Here is a 16,975-nt window from a genome sequence, read left to right as displayed (position 1 = left end):
GCACGGCCGGGGCGCGGCGGATACCGCCGGAGGGAAGGGAGGCCCGAATGGTGTTGTCGCCCACGGGCGCCTCCCGGAGCCTGGCGGCGGTGTTCACGCCGATCAAATCACGCGGGCTTGTGGATGAAGTGTGCGGCCGGATCGAACAGGCCGTGGAGACCGGGCTGCTCACCAGCGGCCAGCGGCTGCCGAACGAAACCGAGCTGGCCGCGGCCCTCGGAGTGTCCGCGGTAACGGCACGGGAGGCTCTCTCCCAGCTGCGCGCCTCGGGAATCATCCGGACCGCGCGCGGCCGCAGCGGCGGAAGCTTCATCGCCGACGACGTGCTGCCCTCCCGGGAACGGGCCCTGGCGCAACTGCATGAGCTGAGCCGGCTGCAGATCAGGGACCTCGCGCTGCATTACCAGGCGATCGCCGCGGCCTGCGCGGGCGTGGCGGCCCGCCGCTCCGACGCCGCCGACATCGCCACGCTGCGCTCATTCATCCCCGCAGCGGACGATGACTCCCTGAGCTGGCGTCTGGCCCTCTCGGAGTTCCTGCTGGAAGTCGCGGCCATTGCCCGCTCGGCCCGGCTTGCCCGGGAGCTCATCCGGCTGCAGGCAGATCTCGGCACCCTCACGCTGCTGCCCTGCGCCGACACCGGCTACCGCGGACGCACCGCCGTGATCCTCGGGGACGTGGCGGCCGCCATCGAGACCCACGACCCCGGGGCCGCCGAAACGGGGGTCAAGGCCCTCATCTCCGCCACCACCGACTGGCTGCTGACCGAGCAGGCCAAGAGCTATTGACCGCACCCGCATCCCGGAGCCACGATCGTGGCCATCTTTGACCGCAAATGTCCGGCACCTTCGAGCTAAGGCAGCACCGATGTCCGAAACCACCTCCACCGCAGGCCCCACCGCAGCGTCCATGGCAGCGCCGGCCGAACCCGGCGCTGTTGAGAAGGCGGCCCAGCTGGCCGCAGCCGAACTCGACGCCACCATCGCCGGCATCGAGCACTGCCTGACGGAGTGGGCCGCTGACACCGGGGCCGCCCTGGCCGCCATGTCCGGCAAAGTCACCGGCACGGCCGTGGACAAGCTCATCCGTCCGGTGGTCGAGGAACTGGTGCAGCTGCCCGGCGGCTACGCGGCCGGAGCGGGGTTCATCGCCAACGCCGGGTTGCTCGGGCCCGGGCGCAGCTACATCGCCTGGTGGCAGGGCCCGGATCTGGAGCACGTCGACGCGCTGGCCAACTTCAGTCCCAACTCCATCAGCCGCTACGTCAAGGCCGAGTGGTTCCGGATCCCCGTGGAAACAGGACGGGCCCACGTCACCGGGCCCTACGTGGATTTCCTCTGCACCGACGAGTACGTCCTGACCTTCACGCACCCGGTGTTTACCCGCCCGGACGGCCCGGTCGCGGGAATCGTGGGCATCGACGTGACAGTTCAGCGCCTGGAACGCGGAGCCATGGCGGCGCTGCGGCGGATCGGCGGCCGGGCCACCCTGGCCAATGCCGACGGCCGGGCCATCGTGTCGGCGGCATACGATATCGACGCCGGCGACCTTACCGCGCCGAACGAGCCGTGCGCGCAGTACCCCGTGGGGCGCACGTTCACTCTTTGCAGCGACGCCGTCGGGCTCTGATGCCGATTTGCTAGACTTGGAGGCCAAGGCCCCTCTTCCAGGCCTCCGGACGACGGTTCAGTACCCGGCACGCGACAAGACTGGCCAGAGGAGCTGTCATGTCGTGGCTAATACTCATTCTTTCCGGGGCGCTGGAGGCCGTTTGGGCCGCCGCCCTGCACCGGACCGCCCAGGCCAGGGGCCGCCGCCGGCTGGTCCCGGCCCTCGTTTTCCTCGTTTCCGTCCTCGCCAGCACCGGCGGGCTCGCCGTCGCCATGCAGTCCATCCCTACCGGAACGGCCTACGCCGTGTGGGTGGGGGTCGGCGTCGTCCTGACGTCCGGCTACGCGATAGCCGCCAAGGTTGAGCGCCCGACGGCGGCACGGATCCTGCTTCTTGGCGGGATTGCCGCGAGCGTCGCCGGCCTGAAGCTGGTGGCGTGACCATGATGAAACCAGCTGCAATGTCATGGGTGATTCTGCTCGCTTCCGCTGTGCTGGAGGCGGTCTGGGCCACGGCACTGGGCCTGTCCGACGGGTTCTCCCGCCCGTTGCCGACCCTCGTGTTCGCCGTGACGGCCACCCTCAGCATGGTGGGGCTCGGCTTGGCCGTGAAGCGCATTCCGCTCGGCACCGCCTACGCCATCTGGGTGGGGATCGGCGCTGCACTGACGGTCGGCTGGGCGATGGCCACCGGCGTCGAACCGGCCAGTCCGCTCAAGCTGCTGTTCATCGCCGGAATCGTCGGCTGCGCGGCGGGCCTGAAGCTCCTCCCGCCAACGGCGGACTCAGAGGAACCGGCACAAGGCGCTGTCCGGCCGGCCTCCCCTGCGGAAATTCCCCACGTTTAGGGCAGTACGACGGCGTGTCCCCTGCGGCGCGCCGTCGTGCCGTCCGCGCAACGGTCAAAGGTGGGGAGAATCGTCTGCCGGCCGATAGCAGGGCCGGAATAGCTGCCGGAATAGCCGCGCGCATCCCGGGGTTCTTGGCAGGGACGGAAGTCCTACGGAACTATTCAGTGCGCGAATGGAGACCAAGATGACGGCAGCAACAGTCCGGCTCGGCGACGGCCTGATGGTCAGCCCCCTGGGGTTCGGCGGCATGGCCCTGACCCCTGTCTACGGCGAGGTGGACCCGGCCGAGGCCCTGCGGACCCTGCATCACGCGGTGGACGCCGGCGTCAGCTTCATCGACACGGCGGACATTTACGGCGGCGGCAGCAACGAGGAGCTGATCGCGCGGCTGCTCAAGGAACGCCGCGGCGAAGTCCAGCTGGCCACCAAATTCGGCCTCGTGGGCACACCGTCGGCCGGCTACACGGACATCCGCGGCGACGCCGCCTACGTGCGGCAGGCCGTGGACCGCAGCCTGCAACGGCTGGGCACCGACACCATTGACCTGTACTACCTGCACCGCCGTGACCTCCGCGTTCCGATAGTGGAAACCGTGGAGGCCATGGCGGGGCTGGTACAGGCCGGCAAGGTGCGGCATCTGGGCCTGTCAGAGGTGACGGCCGAGGAGCTGCGCGAGGCCAGCCGCATCCACCCGATCGCCGCGGTCCAGAGCGAATGGTCCATCTGGAGCCGCGACGTGGAACGCAACGTGGTGCCTGCCGCCGCCGAACTCGGGGTGGGATTTGTGCCGTATTCGCCGCTGGGCCGGGGATTCCTCACCGGCACCGTGGACGCCTCGACGCTGGGCAGCAACGACTTCCGCCGCAACATCCCGCGTTTCGCGGCGGACGCTGCCAGCGCCAACCAGGGCGTGGTGGCGGCCGTGCAGGCGGTCGCTGCGGAACTGAGCGTTGCCGGGCAGGCTGCAACTCCTGCCCAGGTGGCGCTGGCCTGGCTGCTTGCGCGGGGCCGCCAGCTGGGACTGCCCGTGGTCCCCATTCCCGGCACCCGCAAGGCGGACCGGATCGACGAAAACCTGGGCGCCCTGGCCCTCGACTTCACCGCAGCGCAACTGAGGACGCTCGAGTCCGCCGCGGACGCCGTCGTCGGTTCCCGCGCCGCGGACCCCAACTGGGTGTCCCAGGGCCGTGAATAGCGGCTCCGTAGACTGATGCCCATGGACTCGCTCATTCGCTCTTTACGTGACATCTCCATCCGCCGGATTTCGGTCGGCGAGATGGACAACAATGTTTACCTGCTCACGGCCAAGGCCTCCGGCGCGCAGCTCCTGATCGATGCGGCCGATGATCTGGCCGCCATCCAGGGGCTGCTCGCGGACGCCGCCGCGGATACTTCCGCGACGCCGAAGCTGGCGCTGGTTGCCACCACCCACCAGCACTGGGACCATGTCCGGGCGCTGCCGGGCCTGGTGGAAGCCACCGGCGTAAAAACGGCGGCCGGGACAGAGGATGCCCCGGAGCTGCCGGTGCCGGTGGATGTACTGCTGGATCACGGGGACGTCGGCAACTTCGACGGCTTCGATGTGACGGCTGTACATCTGCGCGGCCACACGCCGGGTTCGATCGCCCTTGTGTACCAGGACCCCGAAGGCCCGGCCCACATCTTTTCCGGCGACTCGCTGTTCCCCGGCGGGGTAGGCAACACACAGAAGGATCCGGCGCGCTTTGCCCAGCTGATCACCGATGTGAGCGAGCGGCTGTTCGATGTGTATCCGGATGACACCGTGGTGCACCCGGGACACGGCCAGCCCACCACCCTCGGCGCGGAACGGCCGCACCTGGAAGAGTGGCGCGCCCGCGGCTGGTAGCTTCAGCTTTTCGCGGCGTTCTTGGACAACCGCTGCGCTTTCGGACGGCCGCTACGGGGATTCCCGTAGCGGCCGTCCGTTTGTGCAGCGCCAGCTAGTTTGCGTAGCTGAGAACCGGAACCTTAGCGGCTGCGGCGTTCGTTCGAGGCCGGAGCCGACGCGCGGCGGGGGCCGGAGCCGCGGGCCGGACGTCCTTCACCGGAACGGCCGTTGCCGCCGCCGGCGTAGGATCCGCCCGAGGTGCCACCGGTGTTGGAGGACCAGACAGCCGCGCTGCCTCCGGATTTGCTGCCGGCGGACTTGGCGCCGGCAGCTGCACGCTGGCCGGTTGCCGGGCGTCCGCTGCGCTGGCCGCCGGTCGAAGCGCCGGTGCGGGGAGCGCCACCTGTGCGGGGTGCTCCGCTGCGGGGAGCCGAAGCGCCCCGGGCGTCGCTGCGTCCGTCTGCGGCGCGTCCGTCCGAACCGCGGCCGGCTGCGGCACGGCCGCCGGCGGCCGGAACATCGTTGTGGTGCGCATAGGCGGTGGTGCGGCCGCGGCCACGCGCATTCCGGCGTTCGGCCCGCTCGGCATCTGCGCGGTCCTGGTTCTGCTCGGCGACACGGTCGGCGGCGTTGCGGGCAGCAGCCTTGCCTTCGTAGGCGACGGCGCGGCGCTCGGCGCGCGGCAGGTCGGTCCGCGGCGCCTCGGCGGACACCCGTCCGCGTCCGCCACGGCCACCACGGCCACCCGCGGTGGGTGCAGCCTGGGTGGTGCGGCGGGCGCGCTTGCGCTCGGCGTTGGCACCGGTGGAGGTGCCGCCGCCGTGCTGGGCGGCTTTGGCGGCCAGCAGGGCGGCACGGGTGCGGGGATCGATCTTGTCGGCCATTTCGCCGACCAGTTCAGCAACCAGCGGGGAGTTGGCGGTGACGCGCTCGAAGTTGACCTCGACGCCGGCGGCCTTCATCAGCTTCTTGACGTCGGACTGCTGCTCGGGCAGGGTCAGCGTGACCACGGTGCCGTCGGAACCGGCTCGGGCCGTACGGCCTGAGCGGTGCAGGTACGCCTTGTGCTCCGTGGGCGGATCCACGTGGATGACCAGTTCAACGTCGTCGACGTGGACGCCGCGGGCCGCGACGTCGGTGGCCACCAGGACGCGGACATCGCCGGAGGAGAACTCGGCCAGGTTGCGGTCACGGGCGTTCTGCGAGAGGTTGCCGTGCAGATCGACGGCGGGGATGCCGGCGTCGGTCAGGGTCTTGGCCAGCTTGCGGGCGTGGTGCTTAGTGCGCATGAAGAGCACGCGGCGGCCGGCGCCGGAGGCGAGCTCGACGATCAGCTGCTTCTTGACGGTCTGGTCGTTGACCACCAGCACGTGGTGTTCCATGGTGGTCACCGCGGCCTGCGGGTCGTCCACGGAGTGGGTCAGCGGGTTGGACAGGTAGCGCTGGACGATCTTGTCCACGCCGTTGTCCAAGGTGGCGGAGAACAGCAGGCGCTGGCCCTGGGTGGGGGTCATGTCCATGAGCTTCTTGACCACCGGGAGGAAGCCAAGGTCGGCCATGTGGTCGGCCTCGTCCAGGACGGTGATCTCGACTGCTTCGAGGGTCAGGATGCGCTGGCGGATCAGGTCCTCCAGGCGGCCCGGGCAGGCGATGACGATGTCGACGCCGGCGCGCAGGGCCTTTTCCTGGCGGGCCTGGGAGATGCCGCCGTAGATCACGGTGGTGGTCAGGCCCATGGCCTTGGCCATCGGCTCGATGGTCGCGTTGATCTGCGTGGCCAGCTCGCGGGTGGGAGCCAGGACCAGGCCCATCGGGCGGCCGGGCTTGCGGAAGTGCTTGGCTTCGCGCTCTGCGAGTCGTGCCACCAGCGGGATGGCGAATGCGATGGTCTTGCCGGAGCCGGTGCGGCCGCGGCCCAGGACGTCGCGTCCGGACAGGGTGTCGGGAAGGGTCTTGACCTGGATCGGGAAGGGCTCCACGATCCCCTGTGCGGTCAGGGTGTCGGCAAGTGCTTTGGGCGTGCCGAGGGCAGCAAATGTAGTCATGTGTTTCAAAGTCTTTCAGGCGGTACCCGTGCGGATATCGGCCCCCGATGCCGGTTGGCTCAAGGGTTCGCCGAAGAAAAGTCAGGTGATCAACCGGGCTGTTGCCAAACTTCAGCAAGCGGCCGCCGGGACCAAATGGAACGCGTTCATCGACGCAGGATGTGCCTCTCACATGAAAAAATCCCACTGCCTGCGTGCGGATTCCCGAAGGAATCCGGCAGGGATCCGGCTGATGGACCGAAGCCGGTCAACCAAATCAAAAGTGGGCATCACTGCACATCAAGTTCCACTAGCCTACCACCCGGCAGGCCCGGGTCCCGTATCCGTGACGGCCGGCCCGGCCCCTAGCCCGCCATGCTGGGGGCTTGGAACAGCGGCATGTGGGACAACTGGGCGGATGCATGAGCGGATGTGTTGACGGCCGCCCGTGACGGCGTTTTGGCCGGTCCCCGGTCGGCTGGCCGCAGGATCACGAGCGCCTCGGCGTCGATGAGGCGGCGGGTCCCCGTCCGGGCATCGAGGATCCAGAACAGGTCCACGCCTGTGACGGTCTGGGTCACCGGGCCCCGGTGGAAGAGCTTCCCGTTGTGCCACGCCTCGATCTCGTCCCCCACGTTCAACTCGGCCGAGCTGCGGATCTGCCGTGCTTCGTCAACGTCCATGGTCATTGCCCTTCCCCAGCGTTCAATGTCTTGTGCCCAGCATTCATGACGCAGGTTTCAGGTTGGTTTCCGGAGCGTGATTTCCACGTGTCCGTCCGCCTGCGCGGCGCCCGGACGGAAGCCCGGACGGCGTATTGACCGCCCTTACGTCCGGGAGGACCATGGTGGGCGGGAAGGGCCGCACGAGGGGCGGCCCGTGAGGGGAGTCGGACGCAATGCCGGGAATAGTCTCCGCTGGCCTGTTTCGGGTCATCCAGCTGGCGTTGTTTCCCTTGAGTGCGGCCGGCTACATCACGTCCGTCCCCGGGATGCTCGCCTACAGCCGGCGCACCGGCACGTCGGCCACGCTGCTCGCATCCCTCTACACGCGCTGGATGCAGCACCGCCTGGGGACACGGCCGGATGTCCCCGCGGCCCGGCTCATGGCCGCTCTGCCGAACGTGTCCGCGACTGGCATCCAGATGGAGACCGCCCCCACGCTCGCCGCCCACCTGATCACGGGCTACGTGCCCAGGCTCTACCGCTATCCGTACCCGGGGCCGGCACCGATGCGCCACCAGCCGACAGCACGGACCAGCCTCTATGACGCGGCCGTTCAACGGCATCGCGGGGGCATCGACCAGCTCGTGATCCTCGGGGCGGGATTCGACACCCGGGCGTTCCGGCTGGCGCCCGGGGACCGCGTGCGTTGCTTTGAACTCGACCTGCCCCGGACCCAGGCTTTCAAACTCGCGATGCTCGAAAAAGCGGGCCTCTCCACGCGCCTGGCCACGTACGTACCCGCCGATTTCGAGACCGAGGACTGGATGGAGAAGCTGCTCGCAGCCGGTTTCGACCCGAACCGGCCCGCACTGTTCCTCTGGGAAGCGGTGACCATGTACCTGGACCGCGCCTCCGTCGAGGCGACGCTGCGCAGGATCGCCGGCACCGCCCCGGGCAGCATCGTGGCCTTCGACTACTTTTCCAGGGAAACGATCACCTCGGGATCGCCCTACATGCGGTATGCGCGGGCTGCCGCGAGATTCGTCGGCGAGCCCCTGACCTTTGGGATCGACAACACTCCCCCGGCCAGGAAGAGCGCCGCGGACTTTGTTGGGTGCTTCGGACTGGTCCTTGAGGAGCACAGGAATTTCGGCAGGGAGACCCGACGGCGGTCCGCGCCGGGAGGGTTCGTCACCGCCGTCGTGCCTGAAAACAAACAGCGAAACCCGGCGAACCGCCATGATGAGGGGAAACCATGACAAAACGCAGCCACAGCCACGGGCATGTCGCCGCCGAACACGCGGCGGTCGAGGATGCGGCGCCCGGTTCCGCAGCCCGGCTGTGGGATGAAAAGTACAGCAGCCGGTCCAGGATGTGGAGCGGGGAGCCGAATCCGCAACTCGTCGCCGAGGTGGCGGACCTTCCTGCCGGCGAGGCCCTGGACCTGGGGTGCGGCGAGGGCGCGGACGCGATATGGCTCGCTGCCCGCGGTTGGAGCGTGACGGGCCTGGACGTTTCCGCCGTCGCCCTGGAGCGTGCGGCCGCCCACGCCCGGGAACGGGGCCAGAACGCCACCATCGAGTGGGTGCAGCAGGATCTTGCCACATGGGTCCCGGACCGGTTGTTCGACCTCGTCACGGCCCAGTTCCTGCATTCCACCCAGATGCCGTGGCAGCAGGCGTTGCAGCTCGCCGCGGCCGCGGTGCGGACCGGCGGAACGCTGCTGATCGTCGGCCATCACCCCGACGGGCTGCCTCCGTGGGGCGCGCACCATACTCCGGAGAAGTTCTTCACGGCCGAGGACCTTGCCCGGGAACTCCGGATCGAGGAGCCGATGTGGCGTGCCGAGGTCCTGGACAGCCGGCGTCGCAGCGCCGTCGGGCCCGACGGCGAGGCAGTGTCCCTTACGGATGCCGTGCTGCGGGCCACGCGCCTGGCCGCCCAGTAGACAGCCCAACGGCCTGTCGGGCCGTTGTCTGGATGGCCTGCGGGGCCGCTGCCTCAGGCGGCCCCGGGATGTCCAGGACCGCATGTGATGCAGCTCACTCCGATTCGACCGTGAGGATTTCCGTTCACGGCCCGTCTTATCTATGACGGCGCCACAGAGCGTCTTCCTCAACCGATCAGGAGTGATTGCCTTGACCACCCAAACGCAGACCACCCAGACGCACACCCCGGCAGACGTCCAGGGACAGGCCGGCCCGGCAACCGCAGCGAAGGCGCCCGCCGCGAAGTCCCCCACGCTGGGCGCGCCCGCACCGGCCGCAGGCATCGACGGCCGCGGTGCGACCACTGTCGCAGACGGCGTTGTGGCAAAGATCGCCGGCATCGCGATCCAGGAAATCGAAGGAGTGCACGCCCTCGGCGGCGGAGCAGCCCGTGCGCTGGGAACCCTGCGTGAAAAGGTCGGCCAAAAGGACCTCACCCAGGGCGTCAGCGTGGAAGTCGGACAAACGCAGGTAGCCGTCGACATCACCCTGGTGGTCGAGTACCCGCACCCGCTCCAGCTTGTCGCGGACAAGGCCCGCGACGCTGTCTATACGGCCATCGAGGACCTCGTCGGCATGGAGGTGACGGAAGTGAACATCACCATCACGGACATCCATGTGCCCTCCGATGACGAGGACACCGAGGACGCACGGACCGAGCCGAGGGTGGCTTGAGCCCCACGCTGGCCGGCCTGGCCATCGGAGCCGTCCTGGCCGCAGCGTCCCTGGCGTTTGGATTCTGGGGTTTCCTGCTCACCGCGCTCTTCATGGGGGCAGGGGCCGTGCTGGGCCGCGCGGCCGAGGGGCGGCTGGATCTTGGCGGAGTGCTGGACGCCCTGCGCGGCAAGCGCTCCTCCTCGTGATGCGGGCGGGGCACACCCGGATCACCCCGGCAGCCCTCAGGCACACCATCGAGACGATCGCGGCCCACGCCTTCAGCGTTCCGAGATCCGACGTCGCCGCGGTGCTGGATGACGATTCGGGCCGGCTCGCCGCGAGAGTCTCCGTGAAGCTGGCGCTCCCGCCGCTCCTCGGCCCGCGCCGGGGGCCCGACGGCGGCACCGTCTTCGACCGCTCCCGGGCGACCCGGACAGCCATCATTGCCCGCGGCCTGGACCTCACCGGCCGGACGCTAAGCAGCGTAGATATCCGGCTCAGCGGGGCCGCACAGCACTCCGGCACTGCCAGGGTCGACGCGCCATCCGGAGCGCCACGCCGGAACCACAAGGACCGGAACCACAAGGAAAGGAAAATCGCATGAGCCAGGATCGAGCCATTCGGCGCCTCGTTCGCAGGGAGACCCACTCTTCCCGGGCCACGGCGTCCATCCTGACCGCTAGCGTCCTTGCCGCCGTCTTCCTCTGGCTTGCCCTCGAGACCGTCCTGGCCCTCCTCCAGGAGAGCCCGCTCCTTGGCAGCCCCGACCGGCTGGGCCGATGGCTCACCGGCGTGCCGGCCACCACGCTCCCGGCCGGGTTGGTGGCCGCCGGCGCCGGCCTGGCGGTTCTCGGTCTGGCGCTGCTCGCAGCCGCAACCATGCCCGGCCGCCGGTCCCGGCACGCCGTGCACAGCGGCCGGAGCGCCGTGGTGGTCGATGGCGAGGTGATCGCCTCGGCAGTATCCCGGCGGGCGCGCCTCACCGCGGGGCTGGCACCCGGGCAGGTCATCACCACGGTGGGCAAGCGGGCTGTACGCGTCCAGATCCGTCCGACGTCGGGCGTTTCCGTGGACCGGGACGCGATCAGCGCCGCGGTCGACGACGAGCTGGCCGGGTACTCCCTTGGCCGCCGGATCGCACCGACAATCCACATCATGAGGGAAGGGGCGCTGGGGCAATGAGTCGGACCAACAGGGCATTGAATCGGATCCTGCTGGCCCTGTCCGGGCTCGTGCTGCTCGCGGCCGGCGCTGCAACGGCTGCCGCCGGGATCCTGCCGGACGTTGCGGCCGCATGGGCGGCCACAGGATCCTCCCTCCTGGACCAGGCCGGAACACTCCTCGCCTCGGCACCGCTCCCGGGCCCCGCCCGCAGCTGGTGGGCCGTGGCCGGGCTCGCCGCGCTGGCCACGGCCGCCGGGCTCAGTATCGCCTGGATCGCATCGCAGGGTGGCGGCCGGACACCTCGCGTGGGCCGGGAATCTGACGGCGGCCGCGGCACCACCGTCGTCGAAACCGGGTTTGTCTCGGCGGCCGTCAAACAGGCCCTCGCCGGCAACCGCCTGGTACTCGGCACCTCGGTATCGGCATGGGACAACAGAGGCACAACGGGACTCCGGCTGCGGCTCCAGACGCGGCAGGGCGCATCTCCAAGGGAGATCGCGGACACCGCCGACGTCCTGGTCCAGGGGATCGACACATTGCTCGGCCATCCGCTCCCGGTTCTGGTCCGAATCACCAGCGGCACCAGAACGTGGGCGGCCGCACCGGATCGCGCCCGCTAGCCGGCCGGAAGATACGTACCGCAACACGCCGTAATGACAGCAGAGGAAACATCATGGGAATCGACGACAAAGTCAACTACACAGTCATCCACCACATCGGTGCGGCCAAAGAAGGCGCCGGCAGCATGACAGGCGACCAGGGCCTCAAGCGGGAAGGCCAGCACGAGCAGGCCCAGGCAAAACTGCAGGAGGCCGGCGACCGGGTCAAGGACGCCGCGGCCGATATCGGAGAGAACATCAAGGACGCCGCGCGGAAGCTCAAGGAAGGCTTCAGCAAGGAGTAGCCCGCACCCCGATATGCCCGCGATGAAAGCAGAGATAAGCGCGTGACTGGTTCACCTTCGGCGCCGCATCAACTGGACCTCGTACCGGACGCCCTGCTGGTGGGTCGGGCCACCGACGGCGACACCGCCGCTTTCGAGGCGCTGGCCCGACGGCATGGCCCCGTTATGCGGGCCTGCGCCCGCCGCCTGACCGGCTCCCTCGCCGATGCCGACGACGTAGTGCAGGAATCGCTGATGCAGGCCTGGAAGCAGCTCGACACCCTGCGCGATGGGGACGCCGTGAAGGGCTGGCTGCTGCGTATTACCGGCAGCCGCAGCATCGACCACCTGCGCCGGCGAAGAAACCATTCGGACCTCGGCGATCTCCACCACGGGCTGGAGGCTGGTGCGGGCACCGCTCACAGGGACCACCCCGAACACGCCGCCCTGAGCGGTTCCCGGATGGACGCGCTCAAGACCGCGCTGGCCGCCCTGCCCGAGGAACAACGCCGCTGCTGGGTGCTGAAGGCGTTCAATGACCAGAGCTATGAGGAAATTGCGCAAACCTTGAACATCAGCACTGCCAGCGTCCGCGGCCGCCTTTCCCGGGCACGCATCACTCTGGCCCGCGAAATGGAGGACTGGCGATGAGCACCCCTGGCGAGACTCTCGGCTGCGGGCACAACCTGGCAGACCTGAGCGAATACCTGGACACCGGACGGATCGGCGATCCCGGCCACCTTGAGGACTGTCCCGAATGCCAGTCCGGGCTGGCCTCGCTGCGCAGGCTCGCGGCCCTCGGCAATGAACTGCTCGACGCCGACACCGCTGCGGCCGGCAGCGGCAGCGACGACTGGATGAAGACCATTCTGGACAACCTGCACCTGGAACTGCGGCCGGGCAGGAACATTCCCCTGCGCGCCGACACACCCGGCGACCTCCTCACCGAGACAGAGGGCGCCATATCGGCGCTGATCCGCTCTGTTGCGGATTCCCTGCCCGGCACCGCTGCCGGAAAATGCCGCCTGTACGGGGACGTCACCGAGCCGGGGGCCCCCATCACCATCGGCGTCGACCTCGCCGTCGTCTACGGGCATCCCTTGGAACAGCGCGCCACCGCGCTTCGCTGGGAGTTGGCCACGACCCTGGCCCTGCAGACAGAACTGAACATCACGGCGATCGATGTCACGATCACCGACGTTTTGGAGCCCGGCAATCCAGACCCAGAGGAGACGCCATGACCCAGCCCTTGCCTCCCGGGCACGGCACGCCTGCGGCACTGCCCGACGGCGCGCTGCCGGCCGAGCTGCCCGACGCTGCGCTGCCGGCCGAACAGCCCGACGCCGCGCTGCCGGCCGAACTGCCCGACGCCGCGCTGCCGGCCGAGCTGCGGGCGGTCATCGAGGCCGTTCACGGCGTGACGGCGATGTATCCGGCACGACCGCTCTGGCAAACGATCGCGGGCGCGGCCCGGTCGGCCGTGACCGGAGAAGCGCCGCCGGCCGTTGACGTCATCGATTCCGGTGCCGGCGCGACACCTTCGACCGTGAGGACGCGCATCGGCGTGAGCGGGGCGTACCCGGCCCCGGAGGTGGCCCGGGCCGTGGCCGCGGCGGTGCGGCGGCACTTCAGCCCGCACCCTGTGAATGTCCACGTTGGCATCGTCCAGATCGGCATCGACCAGGTTTCAGAAGCCCCGCCGCGCAAAATATGACAAAAGACAGCGGACGACAACTGAAGCTAAGATGATCGACAGCTGTCGAACCCGCCCACGGGCGGGTGATCTGCGCCAATGCGATTCGGAGCCCCGCAGCGGGCGGGTGTGCCCGCGTCGCAATTTTCCCTAGGGCCCGGCGAAAGATGAGGGTCCCGGACCGGCTCCCGCGCCTTCCGGGAGCTTCGTCCCGCCGGGAGAGCGGCGGCTCTCCACCGACCAGACGGTCCACCTACGCGGACCGACGTGACAACAGGGACCACGAAATACCGGCCCTAACCTTGATCTACCCGCCAAAACTGTTACCTCCGTCACACTCTGACGGATCCGTGCGGCCCGCACTGTGGAACCCCCGCCGGCGACCGCCTGTGACAAGGAAGAAGCCTCATGTCTGAACGCACCACCACGGCCGCTCCGGCCACTGCAGAATCTGACATTGCCCAAACTGGAACTGCCGCCTCCGCCAATGGTGACTCCGGGAACCGCGAACCGCACCTCGCCCGGGCCCTCGGCAACCGCCACATCCAGCTGCTCGCCATCGGCGGCGCGATTGGCACCGGCCTGTTCATGGGGTCCGGGAAGACCATCTCGCTCGCCGGCCCCTCCGTCATCTTCGTCTACATGATCATCGGCTTCATGCTGTTCTTCGTGATGCGTGCCATGGGCGAGATCCTGCTCTCCAACCTGAACTACAAGTCCTTCAGCGACTTCGCCGGTGACCTCCTGGGGCCGTGGGCCGGCTTCTTCACCGGATGGTCCTACTGGTTCTTCTGGGTGGTCACCGGGGTGGCGGACATCGTCGCCATTTCCGGCTACGTGGACAAGCTCGCTCCCGGCACGCCCCTGTGGATCCCCGCGCTGCTCACGCCCGTGGTCTTGATCCTCCTGAACCTCCCCACCGTGAAGGCGTTCGGTGAAGCGGAGTTCTGGTTTGCCATCATCAAGGTTGTCGCCATCGTGGCCCTGATCGTCACCGGCGCGGTCATGATCGCCACCCACTTCACGTCCCCGAACGGCGCAGAAGCCAACCTCGCCAACATGTGGAACGACGGCGGCATGTTCCCGCACGGCATGTTCGGCTTCGTCCTCGGCTTCCAGATCGCCATCTTCGCTTTCGCCGGAATCGAACTGGTGGGCACCGCCGCCGCCGAAACCAAGGACCCGGAGAAGAACCTGCCGCGCGCCATCAACTCCATCCCGGTCCGCGTCCTCCTCTTCTACGTGGGCGCCCTGGTGGTCATCATGGCCGTCAATCCGTGGCGCACCATCGACCCCGCCAGCAGCCCGTTCATCGGCATGTTCACCCTCGCCGGGCTGGGGATCGCCGCGGTGGTCATCAACCTTGTGGTCCTGACCTCCGCCGCCTCCAGCGCCAACTCCGGAATCTACTCAACCTCCCGGATGGTCTACGGCCTCGCCCAGGACGGGAACGCGCCCAAAGCGTTCGGAAAGCTCAGCGTCCGCAAAGTACCGCAGAACGCGCTGCTGTTCTCCTGCATCTTCCTGCTGGCCGGCCTGGTCCTGCTCTATTCCGGCGACTCCGTGATCGGCGCGTTCACGGTGGTCACTTCCGTGGCGTCCGTGCTGACCATGTTTGTGTGGTCCATGATCCTGGTCAGCTACATCGTCTTCCGCCGCCGCCGGCCGGCCCTGCACGAGGCTTCGTCCTTCAAGATGCCCGGCTCCGCCTTCATGCCGTACGTCGTGCTCGCGTTCTTCGTGTTCATGCTGGTGGCCCTGGGGCAGGCCGACGACACCCGGCTGGCACTCTTCGTGGCGCCCGTGTGGTTCCTGCTGCTTGGCGCGGCCTGGCACTTCAACCGCAAGTCCCCGCTGCAGCAGGCCCGGATTGTGGAATGGAAGGCCGTCCGCTCGCAGGAGGAAGCCCGCGCGTCTGCCTGATCCCCGCGCTGAAACAAGGGAGCGCTGAAACAAGGGAGCGCTGAAACAAAGGAGCGCTGAAACAAAGGAGCGCTGACGCACAGGAGCCCCGGCCGGATCATCCGGCCGGGGCTCCTGTGCAGTGCTTGTTATGGTGCAGTGCGCGTCATGGTGCAGCGCCGCTAAGGTGCAGTGCCGCTACGCGCGTTTGGTGACGGCGGCCGGGGCGACGGCGACGCGCGGCGCGACGGCCACGGCGGCGGTCCCGATCACCGCCGTCAGCGCGAACACTCCGGCAAACGACGCCGACGGCGCCGCCGTCGCGAACGCTGCAAACACGATCCCGGTGCCAGCGAGGGCCAGGGCGCCGCCGAGGGAATCCGAAATGGACATCGCCGAACTGTTGAAACCCTCGGTGTCTTTGGTGGAGAGTGCCAGGGTCATGACGCTCAGCCGCGGATACATCAGGCCCATGCCGCCCCCGGCGAAGATCCATCCCGCGATCGCGACCCCGGCCGGCCAGGCCAGCACCGTGGTCACGAGGGCCAGGACGACGGCGCCAAGGACCAGGGCCGATCCGATCCGCACCGCCCTCCGGTGCTCCAGCCGGGTCCCCAGCCGGCCTTGGATGGCCGACGCAGCAGCCCAGGCGATGGCGCCGCCGGTGAGCGTGAGGCCAGCAAACGTCGGGGCGAAGGCGTAGCGTTCCACGAGCAGGTACGGCAGGTAGACCTCGGCGCCGAAAAACGCCGCGGATGCCAGGCCGCGGGTAAGGATCACGCTCGGCAGGCCGCGCCGGGCGGTCAGCGTTCCCCGCGGCATGAGGGGACGGACGGCCAGGAGCGCGACGGCGACGGCGGCCGCCGCCAGCACCCCGCCGGCGACCGGTACCGCGGCGGACAGGTTCAGGCCCAGCACGGCGAGCGCTGCCAGCGCCGCCAGCGCCAACTTGGCAAGGCCTCCCGGCCGGCCGCGGGGCCCTGGCTCAGCGGCCGGGGAATCTCCGTCGGCGCCCGTGCTGCCGTTCAGGCCGCGCAGGGCCGGGGCCGTCAGGAGCAGGGCCGGCACCACCAGTCCGACCACACCGAGAAAGACCCACTGCCAGCCGGCCAACTGGGCCACGGCGCCGGCCGCGAACGGTCCCACTAGGGACGGGATGACCCAGGCCGCGGAGAAGGCGGCGAAAATTTTCGGATGCAGGACCGGCGGGTAGACCCGGGCAATCACCACGTATAGGGCCACGGTAAGCCCGCCGCCGCCGAGTCCCTGCACCAGCCGTCCGGACACGAGGACCGGCATGGTTCCGGCGGTACCGGCGATGAGCAGGCGGAGCACGAACATGCCCACTGCGGCCAGGAGCGGCGCCACCGGCCCCTTGCGGTCCGACCAGCTGCCCGCGGCCACCATGCCGATCACCCCGGTGGCAAGCGGCCCGGCGAAGGCCAAGGCGTAGAGTCCCGCACCGTCCAGTTCCCGGCTGACGAGCGGCATGATGGTGGTCACCGCCAGGGACTCGAAGGCCGCCAGGAACACGAGCGCGCAGGCGCCGAGGGTCACCAGCAGGTAGCTGCGGTGGAAGATGCCGGCCGATTCCGGGACGGCTTTCGGACGGGATTCCTGGTGATGGGGCGGGTCGGTCTGGGGCACGTGCCACAGCTTACAACCGGACCCCCACAGCCCGCCCGCCTG

At 69.0% G+C, this 16,975-nt stretch carries 21 protein-coding genes and 1 riboswitch; of the genes, 18 read left to right on the top strand and 3 right to left on the bottom strand.

Annotated elements, in window-relative coordinates; genetic code table 11:
- Positions 1–47: 47 nt before the first annotated feature.
- The 6 genes from AC1DBX_RS09165 to AC1DBX_RS09140 all read left to right on the top strand — a co-directional run bounded on the left by AC1DBX_RS09165 (position 48) and on the right by AC1DBX_RS09140 (position 4,328).
- A complete protein-coding gene (locus AC1DBX_RS09165; RefSeq protein WP_230009582.1) occupies positions 48–788 on the top strand; it encodes a FadR/GntR family transcriptional regulator in 741 nt (246 codons plus the stop codon).
- Between the two features lie 79 nt (positions 789–867).
- The gene (locus AC1DBX_RS09160) at positions 868–1,629 is read left to right on the top strand and encodes a cache domain-containing protein (RefSeq protein ID WP_476860209.1); all 762 of its coding nucleotides are present in this window, start codon (positions 868–870) and stop codon (positions 1,627–1,629) included.
- A gap of 22 nt (positions 1,630–1,651) precedes the next feature.
- Positions 1,652–1,718, top strand: a riboswitch (guanidine-III (ykkC-III) riboswitch).
- Between the two features lie 9 nt (positions 1,719–1,727).
- On the top strand, positions 1,728–2,051 hold the full coding sequence (locus tag AC1DBX_RS09155; RefSeq protein WP_028275448.1) for a DMT family transporter: 324 nt from the start codon (positions 1,728–1,730) through the stop codon (positions 2,049–2,051).
- Between the two features lie 20 nt (positions 2,052–2,071).
- Positions 2,072–2,458 (top strand): DMT family transporter, encoded by a 387-nt coding sequence (locus AC1DBX_RS09150; RefSeq protein ID WP_476849797.1) that lies wholly within the window; start codon positions 2,072–2,074, stop codon positions 2,456–2,458.
- Between the two features lie 187 nt (positions 2,459–2,645).
- The gene (locus AC1DBX_RS09145; protein ID WP_476849798.1) at positions 2,646–3,656 is read left to right on the top strand and encodes an aldo/keto reductase; all 1,011 of its coding nucleotides are present in this window, start codon (positions 2,646–2,648) and stop codon (positions 3,654–3,656) included.
- Between the two features lie 21 nt (positions 3,657–3,677).
- Positions 3,678–4,328, top strand: a complete 651-nt coding sequence (locus AC1DBX_RS09140) for an MBL fold metallo-hydrolase (RefSeq protein WP_476931587.1) — start codon at positions 3,678–3,680, stop codon at positions 4,326–4,328.
- A 122-nt stretch (positions 4,329–4,450) separates the two neighbouring features.
- Here the strand turns inward: AC1DBX_RS09140 and AC1DBX_RS09135 are convergent, their stop codons facing one another.
- Both AC1DBX_RS09135 and AC1DBX_RS09130 read right to left on the bottom strand, forming a co-directional pair.
- Complete coding sequence (locus AC1DBX_RS09135) at positions 4,451–6,355, bottom strand: DEAD/DEAH box helicase (RefSeq protein WP_079550811.1); 1,905 nt, start codon at positions 6,353–6,355, stop codon at positions 4,451–4,453.
- 344 nt (positions 6,356–6,699) lie between these two features.
- Entirely contained in the window at positions 6,700–7,017 is a 318-nt protein-coding gene (locus AC1DBX_RS09130; protein WP_476857000.1) for a hypothetical protein, read from the bottom strand.
- A gap of 215 nt (positions 7,018–7,232) precedes the next feature.
- Here AC1DBX_RS09130 and AC1DBX_RS09125 point away from each other — a divergent pair, with 215 nt between their 5' ends.
- From AC1DBX_RS09125 to cycA, 12 genes are all read left to right on the top strand, one after another.
- Complete coding sequence (locus tag AC1DBX_RS09125) at positions 7,233–8,258, top strand: class I SAM-dependent methyltransferase (protein ID WP_476873653.1); 1,026 nt, start codon at positions 7,233–7,235, stop codon at positions 8,256–8,258.
- The gene (locus AC1DBX_RS09120) at positions 8,255–8,947 is read left to right on the top strand and encodes an SAM-dependent methyltransferase (RefSeq protein WP_476931586.1); all 693 of its coding nucleotides are present in this window, start codon (positions 8,255–8,257) and stop codon (positions 8,945–8,947) included. Before AC1DBX_RS09125 ends, AC1DBX_RS09120 begins: the two co-directional genes overlap by 4 nt.
- Before the next feature lie 190 nt (positions 8,948–9,137).
- Positions 9,138–9,662: an Asp23/Gls24 family envelope stress response protein gene (locus tag AC1DBX_RS09115; RefSeq protein ID WP_476931585.1), complete on the top strand. Its 525-nt coding sequence runs from the start codon at positions 9,138–9,140 to the stop codon at positions 9,660–9,662.
- Entirely contained in the window at positions 9,659–9,850 is a 192-nt protein-coding gene (locus AC1DBX_RS09110) for a hypothetical protein (protein ID WP_223917174.1), read from the top strand. The genes AC1DBX_RS09115 and AC1DBX_RS09110 overlap by 4 nt, the downstream gene beginning before the upstream one ends.
- Positions 9,850–10,248: a hypothetical protein gene (locus tag AC1DBX_RS09105; RefSeq protein ID WP_476931618.1), complete on the top strand. Its 399-nt coding sequence runs from the start codon at positions 9,850–9,852 to the stop codon at positions 10,246–10,248. The genes AC1DBX_RS09110 and AC1DBX_RS09105 overlap by 1 nt, the downstream gene beginning before the upstream one ends.
- The gene (locus AC1DBX_RS09100) at positions 10,245–10,826 is read left to right on the top strand and encodes a hypothetical protein (protein ID WP_476931584.1); all 582 of its coding nucleotides are present in this window, start codon (positions 10,245–10,247) and stop codon (positions 10,824–10,826) included. Before AC1DBX_RS09105 ends, AC1DBX_RS09100 begins: the two co-directional genes overlap by 4 nt.
- A complete protein-coding gene (locus AC1DBX_RS09095) occupies positions 10,823–11,428 on the top strand; it encodes a hypothetical protein (RefSeq protein WP_476931583.1) in 606 nt (201 codons plus the stop codon). Before AC1DBX_RS09100 ends, AC1DBX_RS09095 begins: the two co-directional genes overlap by 4 nt.
- A 53-nt stretch (positions 11,429–11,481) precedes the next feature.
- Positions 11,482–11,712, top strand: coding sequence for a CsbD family protein (locus AC1DBX_RS09090; RefSeq protein WP_476871807.1), 231 nt, complete (start codon positions 11,482–11,484; stop codon positions 11,710–11,712).
- A 42-nt stretch (positions 11,713–11,754) separates the two neighbouring features.
- Positions 11,755–12,342, top strand: coding sequence for an RNA polymerase sigma factor (locus tag AC1DBX_RS09085; protein WP_476849807.1), 588 nt, complete (start codon positions 11,755–11,757; stop codon positions 12,340–12,342).
- Positions 12,339–12,932 carry an Asp23/Gls24 family envelope stress response protein gene (locus AC1DBX_RS09080; RefSeq protein ID WP_476871805.1) on the top strand — a complete coding sequence of 198 codons (594 nt, stop codon included), beginning with the start codon at positions 12,339–12,341 and terminating at the stop codon, positions 12,930–12,932. Before AC1DBX_RS09085 ends, AC1DBX_RS09080 begins: the two co-directional genes overlap by 4 nt.
- Positions 12,929–13,405, top strand: a complete 477-nt coding sequence (locus tag AC1DBX_RS09075) for a hypothetical protein (protein WP_476931582.1) — start codon at positions 12,929–12,931, stop codon at positions 13,403–13,405. The genes AC1DBX_RS09080 and AC1DBX_RS09075 overlap by 4 nt, the downstream gene beginning before the upstream one ends.
- Before the next feature lie 387 nt (positions 13,406–13,792).
- On the top strand, positions 13,793–15,307 hold the full coding sequence (cycA, locus tag AC1DBX_RS09070) for a D-serine/D-alanine/glycine transporter (protein ID WP_028275441.1): 1,515 nt from the start codon (positions 13,793–13,795) through the stop codon (positions 15,305–15,307).
- Positions 15,308–15,484: 177 nt separating this feature from the next.
- Here the strand turns inward: cycA and AC1DBX_RS09065 are convergent, their stop codons facing one another.
- Positions 15,485–16,933 carry an MFS transporter gene (locus tag AC1DBX_RS09065; RefSeq protein WP_476931581.1) on the bottom strand — a complete coding sequence of 483 codons (1,449 nt, stop codon included), beginning with the start codon at positions 16,931–16,933 and terminating at the stop codon, positions 15,485–15,487.
- Between the last annotated feature and the right edge of the window lie 42 nt (positions 16,934–16,975).

The sequence above is a fragment of the Arthrobacter sp. 10N44_2 genome (assembly GCF_056394385.1).
Note: the sequence above shows the minus strand (reverse complement) of the source record. Positions and strands in the feature narration are given on the sequence as shown.

Excerpts from the sequence above, each read along its gene's own strand:
- AC1DBX_RS09100 (WP_476931584.1), top strand. The coding sequence starts at position 10,245 with ATGAGCCAGGATCGAGCCATTCGGCGCCTCGTTCGCAGGGAGACCCAC.
- AC1DBX_RS09140 (WP_476931587.1), top strand. The coding sequence starts at position 3,678 with ATGGACTCGCTCATTCGCTCTTTACGTGACATCTCCATCCGCCGGATT.
- cycA (WP_028275441.1), top strand. The coding sequence starts at position 13,793 with ATGTCTGAACGCACCACCACGGCCGCTCCGGCCACTGCAGAATCTGAC.
- AC1DBX_RS09105 (WP_476931618.1), top strand. The coding sequence starts at position 9,850 with ATGCGGGCGGGGCACACCCGGATCACCCCGGCAGCCCTCAGGCACACC.
- AC1DBX_RS09145 (WP_476849798.1), top strand. The coding sequence starts at position 2,646 with ATGACGGCAGCAACAGTCCGGCTCGGCGACGGCCTGATGGTCAGCCCC.
- AC1DBX_RS09095 (WP_476931583.1), top strand. The coding sequence starts at position 10,823 with ATGAGTCGGACCAACAGGGCATTGAATCGGATCCTGCTGGCCCTGTCC.
- AC1DBX_RS09080 (WP_476871805.1), top strand. The coding sequence starts at position 12,339 with ATGAGCACCCCTGGCGAGACTCTCGGCTGCGGGCACAACCTGGCAGAC.
- AC1DBX_RS09120 (WP_476931586.1), top strand. The coding sequence starts at position 8,255 with ATGACAAAACGCAGCCACAGCCACGGGCATGTCGCCGCCGAACACGCG.
- AC1DBX_RS09165 (WP_230009582.1), top strand. The coding sequence starts at position 48 with ATGGTGTTGTCGCCCACGGGCGCCTCCCGGAGCCTGGCGGCGGTGTTC.
- AC1DBX_RS09160 (WP_476860209.1), top strand. The coding sequence starts at position 868 with ATGTCCGAAACCACCTCCACCGCAGGCCCCACCGCAGCGTCCATGGCA.
- AC1DBX_RS09150 (WP_476849797.1), top strand. The coding sequence starts at position 2,072 with ATGTCATGGGTGATTCTGCTCGCTTCCGCTGTGCTGGAGGCGGTCTGG.
- AC1DBX_RS09090 (WP_476871807.1), top strand. The coding sequence starts at position 11,482 with ATGGGAATCGACGACAAAGTCAACTACACAGTCATCCACCACATCGGT.
- AC1DBX_RS09075 (WP_476931582.1), top strand. The coding sequence starts at position 12,929 with ATGACCCAGCCCTTGCCTCCCGGGCACGGCACGCCTGCGGCACTGCCC.
- AC1DBX_RS09125 (WP_476873653.1), top strand. The coding sequence starts at position 7,233 with ATGCCGGGAATAGTCTCCGCTGGCCTGTTTCGGGTCATCCAGCTGGCG.
- AC1DBX_RS09130 (WP_476857000.1), bottom strand. The coding sequence starts at position 7,017 with ATGGACGTTGACGAAGCACGGCAGATCCGCAGCTCGGCCGAGTTGAAC.
- AC1DBX_RS09155 (WP_028275448.1), top strand. The coding sequence starts at position 1,728 with ATGTCGTGGCTAATACTCATTCTTTCCGGGGCGCTGGAGGCCGTTTGG.
- AC1DBX_RS09135 (WP_079550811.1), bottom strand. The coding sequence starts at position 6,355 with ATGACTACATTTGCTGCCCTCGGCACGCCCAAAGCACTTGCCGACACC.